General features: G+C 60.8%; 15 protein-coding genes. 10 read left to right on the top strand and 5 right to left on the bottom strand.

Going from position 1 to position 13,936, the window contains the following annotated elements; genetic code table 11:
* Positions 1 to 81: 81 nt before the first annotated feature.
* The gene (locus ATN84_RS25775; RefSeq protein ID WP_082766036.1) at positions 82 to 228 is read right to left on the bottom strand and encodes a DUF1127 domain-containing protein; all 147 of its coding nucleotides are present in this window, start codon (positions 226 to 228) and stop codon (positions 82 to 84) included.
* Between the two features lie 948 nt (positions 229 to 1,176).
* Here ATN84_RS25775 and efeU point away from each other — a divergent pair.
* From efeU to ATN84_RS01210, 5 genes are all read left to right on the top strand, one after another.
* Positions 1,177 to 2,019, top strand: a complete 843-nt coding sequence (gene efeU / locus ATN84_RS01230) for an iron uptake transporter permease EfeU (protein WP_068879720.1) — start codon at positions 1,177 to 1,179, stop codon at positions 2,017 to 2,019.
* Between the two features lie 18 nt (positions 2,020 to 2,037).
* Positions 2,038 to 3,228 carry an iron uptake system protein EfeO gene (efeO, locus tag ATN84_RS01225; RefSeq protein ID WP_068879719.1) on the top strand — a complete coding sequence of 397 codons (1,191 nt, stop codon included), beginning with the start codon at positions 2,038 to 2,040 and terminating at the stop codon, positions 3,226 to 3,228.
* Complete coding sequence (gene efeB / locus ATN84_RS01220; RefSeq protein ID WP_068879718.1) at positions 3,228 to 4,541, top strand: iron uptake transporter deferrochelatase/peroxidase subunit; 1,314 nt, start codon at positions 3,228 to 3,230, stop codon at positions 4,539 to 4,541. The genes efeO (ATN84_RS01225) and efeB overlap by 1 nt, the downstream gene beginning before the upstream one ends.
* 28 nt (positions 4,542 to 4,569) lie before the next feature.
* Positions 4,570 to 5,391 carry an iron uptake system protein EfeO gene (efeO, locus tag ATN84_RS01215; protein WP_068879717.1) on the top strand — a complete coding sequence of 274 codons (822 nt, stop codon included), beginning with the start codon at positions 4,570 to 4,572 and terminating at the stop codon, positions 5,389 to 5,391.
* 204 nt (positions 5,392 to 5,595) lie between these two features.
* Positions 5,596 to 5,847, top strand: a complete 252-nt coding sequence (locus ATN84_RS01210) for a hypothetical protein (protein WP_153020056.1) — start codon at positions 5,596 to 5,598, stop codon at positions 5,845 to 5,847.
* A 41-nt stretch (positions 5,848 to 5,888) separates the two neighbouring features.
* Here ATN84_RS01210 and ATN84_RS01205 read toward each other — a convergent pair whose 3' ends face one another.
* The 3 genes from ATN84_RS01205 to ATN84_RS01195 all read right to left on the bottom strand — a co-directional run bounded on the left by ATN84_RS01205 (position 5,889) and on the right by ATN84_RS01195 (position 7,081).
* The gene (locus tag ATN84_RS01205; RefSeq protein ID WP_068879715.1) at positions 5,889 to 6,341 is read right to left on the bottom strand and encodes a TA system VapC family ribonuclease toxin; all 453 of its coding nucleotides are present in this window, start codon (positions 6,339 to 6,341) and stop codon (positions 5,889 to 5,891) included.
* On the bottom strand, positions 6,338 to 6,565 hold the full coding sequence (locus tag ATN84_RS01200) for a DUF6364 family protein (RefSeq protein WP_068879714.1): 228 nt from the start codon (positions 6,563 to 6,565) through the stop codon (positions 6,338 to 6,340). The genes ATN84_RS01205 and ATN84_RS01200 overlap by 4 nt, the downstream gene beginning before the upstream one ends.
* 87 nt (positions 6,566 to 6,652) lie before the next feature.
* Positions 6,653 to 7,081, bottom strand: a complete 429-nt coding sequence (locus tag ATN84_RS01195; protein WP_068880809.1) for an Lrp/AsnC family transcriptional regulator — start codon at positions 7,079 to 7,081, stop codon at positions 6,653 to 6,655.
* A 117-nt stretch (positions 7,082 to 7,198) separates the two neighbouring features.
* Here ATN84_RS01195 and ATN84_RS01190 point away from each other — a divergent pair, with 117 nt between their 5' ends.
* The 5 genes from ATN84_RS01190 (at position 7,199) to ATN84_RS01170 (ending at position 12,402) form a co-directional block, all read left to right on the top strand.
* On the top strand, positions 7,199 to 8,359 hold the full coding sequence (locus ATN84_RS01190; RefSeq protein ID WP_068879713.1) for a saccharopine dehydrogenase family protein: 1,161 nt from the start codon (positions 7,199 to 7,201) through the stop codon (positions 8,357 to 8,359).
* 88 nt (positions 8,360 to 8,447) lie between these two features.
* Positions 8,448 to 9,692 (top strand): NAD(P)/FAD-dependent oxidoreductase, encoded by a 1,245-nt coding sequence (locus ATN84_RS01185; protein ID WP_068880808.1) that lies wholly within the window; start codon positions 8,448 to 8,450, stop codon positions 9,690 to 9,692.
* Between the two features lie 145 nt (positions 9,693 to 9,837).
* Entirely contained in the window at positions 9,838 to 10,449 is a 612-nt protein-coding gene (locus tag ATN84_RS01180) for a LysE family translocator (protein ID WP_068879712.1), read from the top strand.
* Positions 10,450 to 10,579: 130 nt separating this feature from the next.
* A complete protein-coding gene (locus tag ATN84_RS01175) occupies positions 10,580 to 11,623 on the top strand; it encodes an aldo/keto reductase (RefSeq protein ID WP_068879711.1) in 1,044 nt (347 codons plus the stop codon).
* 440 nt (positions 11,624 to 12,063) lie between these two features.
* Positions 12,064 to 12,402 (top strand): hypothetical protein, encoded by a 339-nt coding sequence (locus tag ATN84_RS01170; RefSeq protein ID WP_068879710.1) that lies wholly within the window; start codon positions 12,064 to 12,066, stop codon positions 12,400 to 12,402.
* A 1-nt stretch (position 12,403) separates the two neighbouring features.
* Here ATN84_RS01170 and ATN84_RS01165 read toward each other — a convergent pair whose 3' ends face one another.
* On the bottom strand, positions 12,404 to 13,870 hold the full coding sequence (locus ATN84_RS01165; protein WP_068879709.1) for a M81 family metallopeptidase: 1,467 nt from the start codon (positions 13,868 to 13,870) through the stop codon (positions 12,404 to 12,406).
* Positions 13,871 to 13,936 lie beyond the last annotated feature (66 nt).

Raw genomic sequence — 13,936 nt, 5'->3', positions numbered from 1 at the left:
GGCTGGGAGGAGGAGATGCCGGTCTTTTATCGCAGAGGTCTGGGAGGAGGAGTGACCCCGGCGATATCTCTCAAAACTCGATTAGCGCGAAACGGCCTTGCGGGCGACGTAAGGGATTTCAGCGGGGAGGATGCCGAGATCGTTCAGTTCGCGGGCCGACAGGCGGCTCAGTTCATTCACAGTCGCGCGGTAACGGCGCCAGTTGTTGTAGGAGCGGATCAGGTTCATTTCTCTCACCTAGACATATCGTTTGTTCTTGTTACGAGCAGCATATAGTCTCGCACTGCAAAAAGGTGCAGAGACAAATTTGCATGGCTGCCTTGCAAGAAATGCTGGGATGCCTCTGTTTTCGGGCATTTTTTCGCCATCTTCGACCCATCCGCGAGGGATATTGCGGCGCAATAGAGCCGCTATTGCCACGATTGTGTCAAATCGGTTTATTCGCGTTGTGGGGAGCCCCGGAGGCGGGGGTATTTCGAGACAAAAAAAGAGCCGGACTTCAAGAAAGCCCGGCTTCAAGTTGTGAAGGTGCCCATCGGGCAAAACCTCCAGAGGGGAACACTTGCCGCGCGCAATGGGAGGAGACGCGCCTGCAAGTGACACTGATATGGATGAGCATCTCGCCATCTTCAAGTCCCCTCGGACGAAAAATTTTGACCGTCCTGACAAAAATAGTCGCGGGCCCGGTTCGTCCCGCCGGCCATGGTTGCGCGGGCAGAGATTTCGCACACCAATTGTCACTATCTGAAAAGAAAAGGCGGATTGTATCGGGCAATGTTTCGGGATTATAAATGACCGCCGCCGATAAACTGGATGGTGAATGTCAGGAAATCATTGTAATAACGTCAGTATAGTATAAATGCGAAATCTCCTAATTCGATTCTATATTCCGGTGCTTGAGTAAGTTTATTCATCCTGATTCTGATATACAGGAAAATGATCTACTGTATTGAAATGATTCAATTGCTTACCACTACTTTAGAGAAGTTCTAGAATATTATAAATTTTAGCCGGATCATATGAAATTTTCTTGCAGCGGCAATCAGCGCCCGCTAAAGGTGACCGAAACGCGAAGGGTTCGTCCCCTCTAGAGGGCAGGATGCATCAGCCCGGTTGAAGCGAGGTAAGACCGAGGGTCCCGGGTCTTGGCCCGCGCGGCCGTCGGAACAGATCGATATGCTCGTACCTTTTCTCATCATGCTGCGCGAGGGCGTCGAAGCCGCCCTGATCGTCGGCATCATCGCAAGCTATCTCCGGCAGACCGGACGCGGCGCCTGGATGCCGGTGGTCTGGATCGGCATTCTGCTGGCGCTTGCCCTGTCGCTTGCCGTCGGCGCGGCGCTGCAATTCATGAGCGCGGAGTTCCCGCAGAAGGCGCAGGAGCTTTTCGAAGCGGTGATCGGCCTCATCGCCGTGTGCGTCCTGACCTCTATGGTTTTCTGGATGCGCAAGGCGGCTCGCTCCATCAAGGCCGAGCTGCACCATTCCATCGATGCCGCCTTCGAGACCTCCACCAACAAGGGGCTGGGCCTGATCGTCATGGTCTTCTTTGCCGTGGCGCGTGAAGGGCTGGAGTCGGTCTTCTTTCTGCTGGCGGCCTTCCAGCAGAGCGACGGTGTGGCCGCGCCGCTAGGTGCGCTTCTCGGCGTGCTTGCCGCCATCGCCATCGGCTACGGCATCTATATAGGCGGGTTGAAGCTCAATCTGCGCCGCTTCTTCCGCTGGACCGGCGTCTTTATCTTGCTTATCGCCGCCGGCATCCTCGCCAATTCCGTCAAGGCGCTGCATGAAGCGGGTCTCTGGAACCACCTGCAGACCGTCGTCTTCGACATGAGCGGCGTGCTGCCCCTCGACAGCCCGCTCGGTTCGCTGCTCTCGGGCATGTTCGGCTATATCGACACGCCGACGATCAGCGAGTTGCTGGCCTATGTGGCGTTCATCATTCCCGCGCTGATCCTCTTCCTGTCGCCCTCACCGGCGGGCCAGCCGAAGACGGCAAGCGCAGGGCAGGGGTCATAGGAAAGGTTCTGGCCAGGAATGTCTCGAGATAAGATCATCGATCCCATGCCCCGTCTCGTCATCCGCATCGCTCTGGCGCTGGCGGTGCTGCTGCTCATCGGCGCGGGCGTCGCGTTCTATTATGCCTCGCAGCGGGCAAGCGAGGCGCGCCGGACGGCTGGCGGCAATGCGACCGTCGTCACCATCACCGGCAAGACCTGCGATCCGAACGAGCTGACGGTGCCCGCCGGCCGCGCCACATTCGAGATCGTCAACAAATCCGACCGGGCGGTCGAATGGGAGATCCTCGATGGCGTCATGGTGGTCGAGGAGCGCGAGAACATCGCGCCGGGTTTCAGCCAGACGCTGAATGCCCGGCTCGAGCCGGGTGAATATGCGATCACCTGCGGCCTCCTGAGCAATCCGCGCGGCAAGCTCATCGTCACGCCTTCGGCCATTGCTTCGGCGGATGCCTCCCGCCCGCAATTGACCGCCTTCATCGGCGCGCTCGCCGAATACAAACTCTACCTCGCCGCCGGAACGAACGATCTCGTGCAGGCCACGGGCGATCTCGCCGCCGCCGTCAAATCGGGTAATCTCGACGAGGCGAAGCGGCTTTATGAACCCGCCCGCGCTGCTTACGCACGCATCGCGCCGGTATCGGAGGTCTTCTCCGATCTCGATACCGCGATCGACGCTCGCGCTGACTATTTTGAGAAACGCGAGGCCGACCCGGCCTTCGGCGGCCTGCACCGCATCGAATATGGGCTGTTCGCGCAAAACAGCACTGAGGGGTTGGCGCCGGTCGCCGACAAGCTCGTCACCGATGTCGCGACGTTGCAGGGCCGTATCCACGATATGCGCATTCCGCCGGAAAAGATGATCGGCGGCGGCGCTACGCTGATCAACCGCTTCGCCACCGCTGCGCCGGGCCAGGATGAGGACCGCTACGCCCATACCGATCTCGATTCCTTCTTCGCCGAACTTGTGGGCGTGCGCAAGATCGTCGATCTCGTGCGCCCGGTAGCGGTGAAGGTCAATGGCGATCTGATGACAGCCATCGACAAGGATTTCGTGGCGATCGGCGAGACCATGGACGCCCACAGGGAAGGGGATGGCTTCGTCTCCTATGACAAGCTCGGCGATGCCGACAAGGCTGCCCTGAAGAAACAGGCAGCCACGCTTGCCGCCGACCTCGACAAATTGCGCGACAGTCTGGGACTAAGCTGATGTCAAACGACAGAAAAACGCATGATCCGAACGCGCCGGCCTCTCCCGCCAGGCGCAAGCTTCTCCTCGGCGCCGGTGCTGGCGCGATCGCCGCAGCCGGCGGTATGGTGCCGCATAATGCCGTGGCGCTGTCCAACGACAGCGTGACCAATGCGCCCGAAAGCGACCGGACGCAGGAGCGCCAGCCCTTCTACGGCATCCACCAGCCGGGCATCGTCACACCGCGCCCGGCGGCCGGCATGGTCGCTTCATTCGACATTCTGTCGCGTGATCGAGCCGAACTGGAGCAGCTTCTGCGCACGCTGACAGAGCGCATCGCCTTTCTCATGCAGGGTGGCTCCGCGCCGGAGCTCGATCCGAAATTCCCGCCGGCTGACTCCGGCATTCTCGGGCCCGACATCTTTCCCGACAATCTGACCGTCACGGCGGCGCTCGGCGCTTCCGTGTTCGACGATCGCTTCGGCCTCAAGCCAATGAAGCCGCAACACCTCACCCGCATGGAAGGCTTTCCCAACGATGCGTTGGAAAAGGAGCTCTGCCATGGCGATCTCCTCATCCAGTTCTGCTCCAACACGCCGGATACCAACATCCACGCGCTGCGCGATATCGTGAAGAACACCCCCGGTCAGCTCATGCTGCGCTGGAAGCAGGAGGGGTCGGTGCCTGTCCAGCCTCCGGCCAAGGCCAAGGAGAGTGCGCGCAATTTTCTCGGCTTTCGCGACGGCTCGGCCAATCCGGATGCCTCGGACGATGCCCTGATGAACCGCGTCGTCTGGGTGCAGCCGGAGAGCGACGAGCCGGATTGGGCGGCGCATGGCTCCTATCAGGTGGTGCGCATCATCCGCAATTTCGTCGAGCGCTGGGACCGCACGCCGCTGCAGGAGCAGGAAGCGATTATCGGCCGCAGGAAGAATAGTGGCGCGCCCTTCGGCGGCAGGACGGAGGCCGACGTGCCTGATTATACCGCCGATTCCGAGGGCAAGGTCACGCCGCTCGATTCCCATATCCGCCTCGCCAATCCGCGTGATGCCAGCGCGGCGCAGCATCTCATCCTGCGCCGCCCGTTCAACTATTCCAACGGCATCAGCAAATCAGGCCAGCTGGAGATGGGCCTCCTCTTCATCGCCTTCCAGGCGGACCTCGAAAAGGGCTTCATCACCGTCCAGAAGCGGCTCGATGGCGAGCCGCTGGAGGAATATATCAAGCCGATCGGCGGTGGCTTCTTCTTCGCGCTGCCCGGCGTCAGGGATGAGAAGGATTTTCTCGGCCGCACACTTCTGGAAGCGAGCGGGCCGCAGAACGCACGGGGTTAAGTCAGATTATTATTGGAGAGGATGTCATATGAAAATTCGCCTTCTAGCTTCGACCTGCGCGCTGGTGCTCGTAACCGCTTTCGGTCCGGCCCGCGCTGAGGTTTCGCCGCTCGATCTCGTCCAGCCGATCGCCGATTACAAGCTTTATGTCCAGGAGAACCTCAATCTTCTGGTCAAGGACACCAAGGCTTTCACGGACGCCATCAAGGCGGGCGATCTCGAAAGGGCCAAGGCGCTCTACGCGCCCTCGCGTGTGCCCTATGAAAAGGTCGAGCCGATCGCCGAACTCTTCGCCGATCTCGACGCCTCGATCGACTCGCGCGCCGACGACCACGAGCAAGGCGAGAAATCAGAGGATTTCACCGGCTTCCACCGCCTCGAATACGGCCTGTTCGCTGAGAATACGACCGAAGGTCTGGCCCCCATCGCCGACAAGCTTTATGCCGATGTCGTGGAGTTGCAGAAGCGCGTCAAGGATCTGACCGTTCCGCCGGAAAAGGTGGTGGGTGGTGCGGCGGCTCTTCTGGAGGAAGTTGCCGCCAGCAAGATCTCCGGCGAGGAGGACCGCTACAGCCACACCGACCTCTGGGATTTCCAGGCCAATGTCGACGGCGCGCAGAAGATCGTCGAACTGGTCAAGCCGCTGGTTGAGAAGGAAAATCCTGACCTGATCAAGAAGGTGGAGGCGAACTTCGCCACGGTCGACGGCATTCTCGCCAAGTACAAGACGGCCGACGGCTTCGAAACCTATGACAAGCTGACCGCCGACGATCGCAAGGCGCTCGCCGGTCCGGTCACCGTGCTCGCCGAGGATCTCTCGACCCTGCGCGGCACGCTGGGGCTGAATTAAATTCTCGTTTGTCGCCAAAAAAACCGGGCGGAATATCCAGAATTCGCCCGGTACATTTCTGATTTTATCGATGAATATGCTGCGATTTCAGGATCTAATTCGACTCAGCCAAGCGAAAAATCTCGCTCAAGCACCTCTCGGGCTATCACAGATTTGACAAAAAAGATCCTTACTAAACCTGGGGTTTAGTTAGAGGAGATTTTTATGCATAGATTGATCATAGCCGCAATGTCATTGACCGCCTTGAGCAGCACGGCTCTCGCCGCGAACAGTGATTTGGGCAAGTTGCAGGTGGAAGCCGACACCATCAAGGTTGATAGCAAGAACGTGCTTCATGCCGCCGGTCATGCTGTCATTACGGTCGGAGATACGACGATAAAAATGGACAAGGCTGCTGTTTCCAAGAAGAATGGCAAGACCGTGATCGAGGCAGAACCGGCCAAAATTCGAAACTGAGTATATGTGGCTTTGGTGCTATGCCGTCCGCAACGGAAGACTCAGCCCTGGCCGTGCTCGTTGCTACCGATCAGGTGTAGCGCCGCTTTGCCGTGCTTCACTGCGGCCGGCGACAGCTTGCGATCGAAGGTTGCGAGTTGACCGCCATGAGCCGACGCCAATGCTAGTAGGTAGGTATCCGTCACTTGGGCCGTGGTCAGAATGCGGTGCGGATCGATATCTGCTGAGCCGACGAGGCTCAGATCATCGGCCCAGAACACATGGCCTGAAAATTTGCGCAGTTTCGCGACAATAGCGGCGACTTCGCCGGGCGCGCCCGGCGTGTTGGGGTATTTTGGGTTTCCTACGATCCGGATAACGCCGTTCTCGGTCATAGGGCAGGTCGCCCAGGAAATATGGCCGACCGTTCCGAACCACGCATGTGCGTCGTCATGTGCGACATGGCCGGGGTCGATCAGCGCAATCAGAACATTGACATCGAGCAGGAAGGTCACGGCAGTTCGTCGCGCAACGTGTTGACCGTTTCAAGCGTGACGGGCGGCGCGTCAGGCCGCGGCGACAAGAGCGGTATGCCGTTGCGCGTGCCGCGCGCGGGCGGACGGCGCAACGATTGACGGGCCAGAGCGGAAATTATCTCCCCGAGGCTTTTGTTCTGCTGGTTCGCCATGGCTTTAGCGGCCGTCAGGACATCATCATCTATCGTCAACGTTGTGCGCATATCCTACAGTCTCGCATCAATCATCAAACATCACGCATCATATAGAACGCGACTTCCTTAGGCAAGGCTGATTGGAATTTACGCGCCCTACCTCTCTATCCGCGTCGACAATATGATCGATGACATGGTGCGCTCAACACCTTCGAGCGCGCCGATCGCGTCCAGCACCACGTCGAGCTCTCGGATCGACGGCGCCTCGACGATGACGATCATGTCGAAATTGCCGCTGACTGAATGAAGCGTCCTGACTGCCATCATGCCGCGTAGCGCAGTCTCCACCCTGGGCGCCAGTTTGGGCAGCGCCGTCACCAACACATGTGCCTTGACCAGATTGCGCTCGTGTTCCGGCGCAAGCCGCACCGTATAGCCTTCGATGATGCCGCGCCGCTCCAGCCTCTCGATGCGGCTTTGCACGGTTGTGCGCGACACGCCCAGTCGGCGGGCGAGCTCGGCGGTGGAAGCGCGTGCGTTCTCGCGCAACAGCGCCAGAAGCTGGTGATCTGCATCAGTCGTCATAATGCCGAATATATTCGTCATTTTGAAGGATTGATAGAGCTATATCGTCACAACAGAGGCTACTATCCGACGAGAAAATCGGCGAATCTGGTGTGATTATTCGAGAAGGGGCACACCATGAAAGAGATCGTCGTCGTCGGAGCAGGAAAGATCGGGGCAACCATTGCCGATCTCTTGGGCAATACGGGAGATTATTCCGTTACCGTCATTGACCGCTCGCAGGCGCAGCTTGATGCGTTGGAGCAAGTCCAGGAAAAGTGCGAAGCGGTTTTCCGTCCGGGCTTGCGGGAAAATAACGGGGCTGGCGATGCTGTCGGGAAGCAGCGTGTCGATATCGAGGATGAAAGCGCGCTGAAGGCGGTTCTCTCCGGTAAATTTGCCGTGCTGAGCGCCGCACCCTTTCACTTGACAACGCGCATCGCGGAAGCCGCGGCCGCAGCCGGCGTGCATTATCTCGATTTGACCGAGGATGTGGCGAGCACCCGCCGGGTAAAGGAGCTGGCAGCAACCGCCTCGACCGCCTTCATCCCGCAATGTGGCCTGGCGCCGGGCTTCATCTCCATCGTCGCCAACGATCTCGCCAAACGCTTCGATACGCTGGAAAGCGTGCGCATGCGGGTTGGCGCGCTGCCGCAATACCCTTCCAATGCTCTCAACTACAATCTGACCTGGAGCACCGACGGCGTCATCAACGAATATTGTGAGCCGTGCGAAGCTATTGTCGAAGGCGAACTCATCGAAGTGCCGCCGCTGGAGGAGCGCGAGGAATTCTCGCTCGACGGCGTCACCTATGAGGCGTTCAACACCTCGGGCGGGCTCGGCACGCTGTGCGAGACGTTGCTCGGCAAGGTGCGCACGCTCAACTATCGCACCATTCGCTATCCCGGCCATGCCGCGATCATGAAGGCGCTCTTGAACGATCTCGGGCTGCGCCATCGCCGCGAGGTGCTGAAGGACATTCTGGAGAACGCGCTGCCGGCCACGCTGCAGGATGTGGTCGTCATCTTCGTCACCGTCAGCGGCCGCAGACAAGGTCGTCTCCTGCAGGAGACCTACGCCAACAAGGTCTACAGCCGCCGGGATGGAGGTGTGACCCGCAGCGCTATCCAGATCACGACGGCCTCCGCCATCTGTGCGGTGCTCGACATGCTGGCCAAGGGCGACCTGCCGCAGAAGGGCTTCATCCGGCAGGAGGAAATCGCGCTAGATGCCTTCCTGGCAAACCGCTTCGGCGCAGCCTATGCGCAGGCCGAGGCGGCCGGCAGGCTGGTCGCATAATAGCGATTGGAGCCGCGCCGATTCAGGCTATAACAAATGCGCCGCATCTCCTGCGGCGCATTTGTTATCAGAGGCGGGCACGGCTTTCATGCGTTTCGACACGATCATTCTTGGTGCCGGCATTGTCGGCGTTTCCACGGCGCTGCACTTGCAGGCGCGGGGGCGTTCGGTCTGCCTCGTCGACAGGGGCGAGCCCGGCGAGGGCACGAGCTTCGGCAATGCCGGGCTGATAGAGCGCTCGAGCGTCATCCCCTATTCCTTCCCGCGTGAGATATCGAAAGTGGCGAAATATGCGCTGAACCGCTCGCCCGCCATGCGCTACGATCCGCTCCATCTCCCGAAGATCGCGCCCTGGCTTTTTCGCTATTGGCGGGAATCCTCTCCAGAGCGTCTGGCGATCGCGGCAAAGGCGATGCTGCCGCTGGTCGAGGCGAGCGTTACGGAGCATGATTTTCTCGTTGAGCAGGCGGGCTGCGCCGATCTGATCCGCGAACGCGGCTGGATCGAGACATATCGATCGCAACCCGCGTTCGAGAAGGCTGTGGCCGAATTGAACGAAATTGAGCCCTACGGCCTTCGTTTCGAGGTGTTGGATAAGGGAAAGTTCCGCGTTTTGGAGCCAAATCTCAGCGATGCCGTCGAGGGCGGCATCCACTGGCTCGACCCGAAGACGGTCACCGACCCGGCTGCTCTGGTGAAGGCCTATGCCGGCCTGTTCGAAGCCAGACAGGGCAAGTTCGCCAGGGGCAACGCCGCTTCGCTCAGACAGGATGGGAACGACTGGACGGTGGAAACGGCGGACGGCCCGGTTTCGGCGAAGGATGTGGTCGTGGCGCTCGGGCCGCAATCCTCCCTCGTCTTCCAAAGGCTCGGCTATCGCATACCGCTTGCCATCAAGCGCGGCCACCACATGCATTACGCGATGGAGGAGGGGACCGAGCTCGGCCATTCGATGGTCGATGCCGAGGCAGGCTATGTGCTTTCGCCGATGGCGCGCGGCATAAGGCTCACGACCGGCATCGAGTTCGCTGCGCCGGCGGCGCCCGCAAACACCATCCAGCTCGACAGGGCGGAGCGTTTCGCGCGGCAGATCCTGCCGCTCGGCAAGAGGCTCGACGAGAAGCCTTGGCTCGGCCTGCGCCCCTGCCTGCCCGACATGCGCCCCGTCATCGGCGCCGCACCCCGGCATGACGGCCTCTGGTTCAATTTCGGCCACGCGCATCATGGCCTCACCCTCGGCCCCGCCTCCGGCCGGCTCCTGGCCGAACTGATGACCGGCGAGAAGCCTTTCGTGGACCCCGCGGCTTATTCGGCGGCGCGTTTCGGCGCTTAAGGGGCAGCAGCAGGCTAGCGCACGTGCGGATGCCGCTTCATCTCCCCCTTTGCGGGGGAGATATGGCGGCATCGATCCTTTGCATTTCACCCACCTTGCGCCCCTCCACCCGCTTGCATATCCTTCCGCGCGAGGGGAGAGCCGCATGAGCATCGAATTTCTGCTGACGTCGCTGATCATCGTCATATCGCCGGGGACGGGCGTGCTCTACACGCTTGCCGCCGGTCTCTCGCGCGGCGCGCGGGCGAGCATTGTCGCCGCCTTCGGCTGCACACTCGGCATCGTTCCGCATATGGCGGCGGCGATCACCGGTCTGGCGGCGCTCCTGCACACCAGCGCGGTCGCCTTCCAGACGCTGAAATATCTGGGTGTCGCCTATCTCCTCTATATGGCTTGGAAGACGCTCCAGGAGCACGGAACCCTGAGGGTGGATGAGGAAATGGCGCCCCGCTCGGCGGCGAAAGTCATCGTCAATGCCATCCTCGTCAATGTGCTTAACCCGAAGCTCTCCATCTTCTTCTTCGCCTTTCTGCCGCAATTCGTGCGCGCCGACGAGCCGCACCCGTTCTCGCAGATGCTGGAACTCAGCCTCGTCTTCATGGCGCTGACATTCGTCGTCTTCGTCGGCTATGGCGTGTTCGCGGCGCTTGTGCGCAACCACGTCATCTCGCGCCCGCTGGTGCTCGCCTGGATGCGCCGCACCTTCGCAGCCGCCTTTGTCGCGCTCGGCGCGAAGCTCGCTTTCGCCGATCGGTAAAGAGAGAACACGAAAAATTTCCGTGAACGGCTCGCATCTTCTGCGAGGGGCGTTAAAGTGCGCCCCGTTGAATCCTCCCGTGGAAGCTTCCGCTTTCGATCTTCTTGAACTGTAAGACTGGAATGCACTCGTGAAACTGAAACCGCTTGGCCGTACCGGCATCGACGTCACCGAAATCTGCCTGGGAACCATGACCTGGGGCGTGCAGAACACCGAAGCCGAGGCGCATGCGCAGCTCGATTACGCCACTGATGCCGGAGTCAATTTCATCGATACCGCGGAAGCCTATGCCGTGCCGATCAGCGCGGAGAGCTACGGCAAGACCGAAACCTATATCGGCAACTGGCTGAAGAAGTCTGGCAAGCGCGACAGGCTGGTGCTTGCCACCAAGATTGCCGGTGGCGGCAGGCAGGCATGGATCCGCGATGGAAGCGCGCCAAGCAAAAGCTCCGTGCGCACGGCCGTCGAGGGCAGCTTGAAGCGCTTGCAGACCGATTATATCGATCTCTACCAGATCCACTGGCCGGCGCGTCCGCATTATCATTTCGGCAGTTCCTGGGCCTACGATCCGACCGGCACCGACACCAGGGAAGTCATTGCCCATATTGCTGAAGTGCTCGAAAGCCTCGACGTATTGGTGAAGGAGGGCAAGATCCGCCATATCGGCCTGTCGAACGAAACGGCATGGGGCACGATGCAATGGCTACGCCTTTCCGAGGAAAAGGGCCTGCCGCGCGTCGCCTCGATCCAGAACGAATATGGCCTGCTGCAGCGCCATTTCGATCTCGACATGGCGGAGGTGAGCCATCATGAACATGTCGGGCTGCTCGCCTATTCGACATTGGCCGCAGGCCTGTTGTCCGGCAAATATCTCAGCGGCGAGACACCGGCGGGTTCGCGCGGCGATGTCATGGGTGGAGGCTTCTGGCGCAGGAATAAACATTCCGAGCCTGTGGTGAGGATCTATGTCGATCTCGCCCGCAGGCACGGGATCACACCGGCCGAGCTCGGCATCGCTTTCAGCCTGACGCGTCCTTTCCTCACCTCCGTCATCATCGGTGCGACGACGATGGAGCAGTTGAAGGCGGATATCGGCGCGGCCGAAATCAGGCTTTCGGCGGAACTTCTGGAAGAGATCGAGGCGATCCACCGCATGAATCCGCGCCCGCTCTGATTTCGCGCGCGCGTTCTCCGGCATTGGCTCTGCGTGCATTTCAAGATGGGAACATTGATGTTGCCATTGCTCGAAGTGCCTTTGAACATGATACCGAAACTGCGAAGCGGTTTTTCGTTTGCACGTTCCGGAATGGGTCCTTGGGTCAAGCCCGAGCCCGAGGATGACGATTGCCGGAATATTTCTGTCAATCGCCAACGTTGGAAACAGGCGCGAACCTCTCCAGTTCGTCATCCTCGGGCTCGACCCGAGGATCCATGCCTGAACATCGCCGCTCCACCAGCGGGGGCCATTAGGGCCATCGCAATCTAGAGCAACCCGGTCCCATCAAAACAGCAACCGCTTCCGGCTCGGCGTTTCTTGTTCCAGGCTAGGGAACGCTTTGCCCGGCGAGACGTTACACCGGCGCAACCGCGGTAGCCGTTCAAGGAGGACGCGCAATGGCAGAGAAGGCGCTCGATGGCCGCACCGTCCAGTTCCAGGCGGAGAGCGGAGCTCGCGTGACCGTCACTCTGCCTGCTCCGTTCCGCACTGATTTTGAGTCCGTCAATCTGGCGGAAAGGACCGATATCCTGGTCGACAGGGCCAAGGCGCTGATGCGCGAGGTGCTGGAGGTAACGGGCGAAGCCGGGATGCGGCCGGAGGGCGGCCCACACGTCCCGCATCCGCTGGATCAGCCGGAAGGCCCGCCGATTTCCTCAAGCCAGTCCGAACCCCGGCTTGACGATGCGCCCACCGTTCGCGTCAAGGGGGAGGGGATGATCCGCCCGCTTGACTGATTCAAACTTTCTCCTCCGCATGCGGGTTTTCCACGACCGGCCAGATCGGCCGCGTCAGCTTCGTATAGCCGTTGGTGCGCGGGTCGCTCGGATAGGGCCCTTTGACTTCGGCATAGAGCACCTGCGAGGCGATCGGCGCGAAGGCGCCGTAGAAATGGTTGGTCGATTTGACGATCAGTATCTTCTTGGAAAGCGGGTCGATACCGAGGTTGGAAAAGAGATCAGGCGAGAAGCCTTGCGCCCTGTTCGAGTTCAGGACGACGTCCACGCCGCCGACGCGGATCGCTGCCGCATCGCCCAGCGGAACGATGCTGTCGCCGAAGCTCTGGACCGCATCCCGCACCGTTTCCAGGATTTCCACTTCAGCATCGATCGGGTCGCCCGCCACGGCCGAGGTCTTGCCGCCGAAGCGCAGTTGCAAGTGCGCGCCCTTGCCGGCGGCATGGCAGAGACGGACGGCCATCGGGTCCCATAGCGGCCCGACAGCAACTCCTTCCAGACCCATATCCAGCGCCAGGCGGGTCATAATCGTGGAATCGCCGGGCACGCCGCCGCCCGGATTGTCCCAGACATCGGCGATTACCACCGGTCCCCGCTCATGGGCGGCTGCACGGGCGAGCGCTTCTCGCGGAGCCAGAAACTCGGGACGGGCGCGGCCGCGGAAGGAGAAGACCTCCATGCCCAGTTCCCGCGCCAGCCGCTCGCCTTCCGCCTTGCGATCGTCAGTGATGACGACGATCTTGGCGCCGAGATCGGCGACATCGGCCGCCATGAAGCCATGGACGAGCGAGATCGACAATATGCCGTCCTCGCCCTCCATGGCCCTGATCCGGTCGACGAAGCCGCGCATCGGTTGGCGGCTGGTTGGCAGCACGTCCATCATGCGGATGTCGAAGACAGACATCGCCGGCCTGATTTCGCCGCGCGCCGTGCGAAGCACGAGATCGGCGCAGGCCTCGCCCGCCTCGACGAAATCCGTATGCGGAAATTCCTTGAATACGGTCAGCACGTCGAGATTGGCGACGCGCTTTGCCGTCAGATGGCTGTGCGGATCGAAGGAAGCGCCAATGACGGCGTCAGGGCCGGCGATCCGGCGCGCCGCCTCCAGCAATTCGCCTTCGCAATCATCTGTTCCATCCGCCATCATGGCGCCATGCAGGCCGAGCACCACGGCGTCGACGGGCAGGGCGGCGCGCAGTTGATCCAGAACCTCGTCGCGAAGCCGCGCCCAGGTTTTCGCATTCACCAGCCCGCCGGGTTCCGCCCAGGTGGCGGTGCCCTCGATCAGTTCGATCTCGCCGCGCCGTGCCCGCTTGCGCAGGGCCGGAAAGACCGCGCTGCAAAGCGTCGGCGTTTCTGGATGCGCGCCCGGAGGGGCGTAGAAACTCTGCTGGAATTCGATGAAATCGGTGCGTAGCGGGGCGAAAGTGTTGGTTTCGGTGGCAATGGAGGCGCAGAAAACGCGCATATCAGTTCTTTCCAGCGTTGATGATGGCGTCCGGCCGTCGGAGACGGCCGGATATTCTCGTGATTG

This window comes from Paramesorhizobium deserti (assembly GCF_001558695.1).
Classification (GTDB): domain Bacteria; phylum Pseudomonadota; class Alphaproteobacteria; order Rhizobiales; family Rhizobiaceae; genus Paramesorhizobium; species Paramesorhizobium deserti.
Note: the sequence above shows the minus strand (reverse complement) of the source record. Positions and strands in the feature narration are given on the sequence as shown.

What these genes read in the sequence shown, in the direction of transcription:
- efeO (WP_068879717.1), top strand. Translation starts at nt 4,570, where the DNA reads ATGAAAATTCGCCTTCTAGCTTCGACCTGCGCGCTGGTGCTCGTAACC.
- ATN84_RS01210 (WP_153020056.1), top strand. Translation starts at nt 5,596, where the DNA reads ATGCATAGATTGATCATAGCCGCAATGTCATTGACCGCCTTGAGCAGC.
- ATN84_RS01165 (WP_068879709.1), bottom strand. Translation starts at nt 13,870, where the DNA reads ATGCGCGTTTTCTGCGCCTCCATTGCCACCGAAACCAACACTTTCGCC.
- ATN84_RS01185 (WP_068880808.1), top strand. Translation starts at nt 8,448, where the DNA reads ATGCGTTTCGACACGATCATTCTTGGTGCCGGCATTGTCGGCGTTTCC.
- efeB (WP_068879718.1), top strand. Translation starts at nt 3,228, where the DNA reads ATGTCAAACGACAGAAAAACGCATGATCCGAACGCGCCGGCCTCTCCC.
- ATN84_RS01180 (WP_068879712.1), top strand. Translation starts at nt 9,838, where the DNA reads ATGAGCATCGAATTTCTGCTGACGTCGCTGATCATCGTCATATCGCCG.
- ATN84_RS25775 (WP_082766036.1), bottom strand. Translation starts at nt 228, where the DNA reads ATGAACCTGATCCGCTCCTACAACAACTGGCGCCGTTACCGCGCGACT.
- ATN84_RS01170 (WP_068879710.1), top strand. Translation starts at nt 12,064, where the DNA reads ATGGCAGAGAAGGCGCTCGATGGCCGCACCGTCCAGTTCCAGGCGGAG.
- efeU (WP_068879720.1), top strand. Translation starts at nt 1,177, where the DNA reads ATGCTCGTACCTTTTCTCATCATGCTGCGCGAGGGCGTCGAAGCCGCC.
- ATN84_RS01200 (WP_068879714.1), bottom strand. Translation starts at nt 6,565, where the DNA reads ATGCGCACAACGTTGACGATAGATGATGATGTCCTGACGGCCGCTAAA.
- ATN84_RS01195 (WP_068880809.1), bottom strand. Translation starts at nt 7,081, where the DNA reads ATGACGACTGATGCAGATCACCAGCTTCTGGCGCTGTTGCGCGAGAAC.
- efeO (WP_068879719.1), top strand. Translation starts at nt 2,038, where the DNA reads ATGTCTCGAGATAAGATCATCGATCCCATGCCCCGTCTCGTCATCCGC.
- ATN84_RS01190 (WP_068879713.1), top strand. Translation starts at nt 7,199, where the DNA reads ATGAAAGAGATCGTCGTCGTCGGAGCAGGAAAGATCGGGGCAACCATT.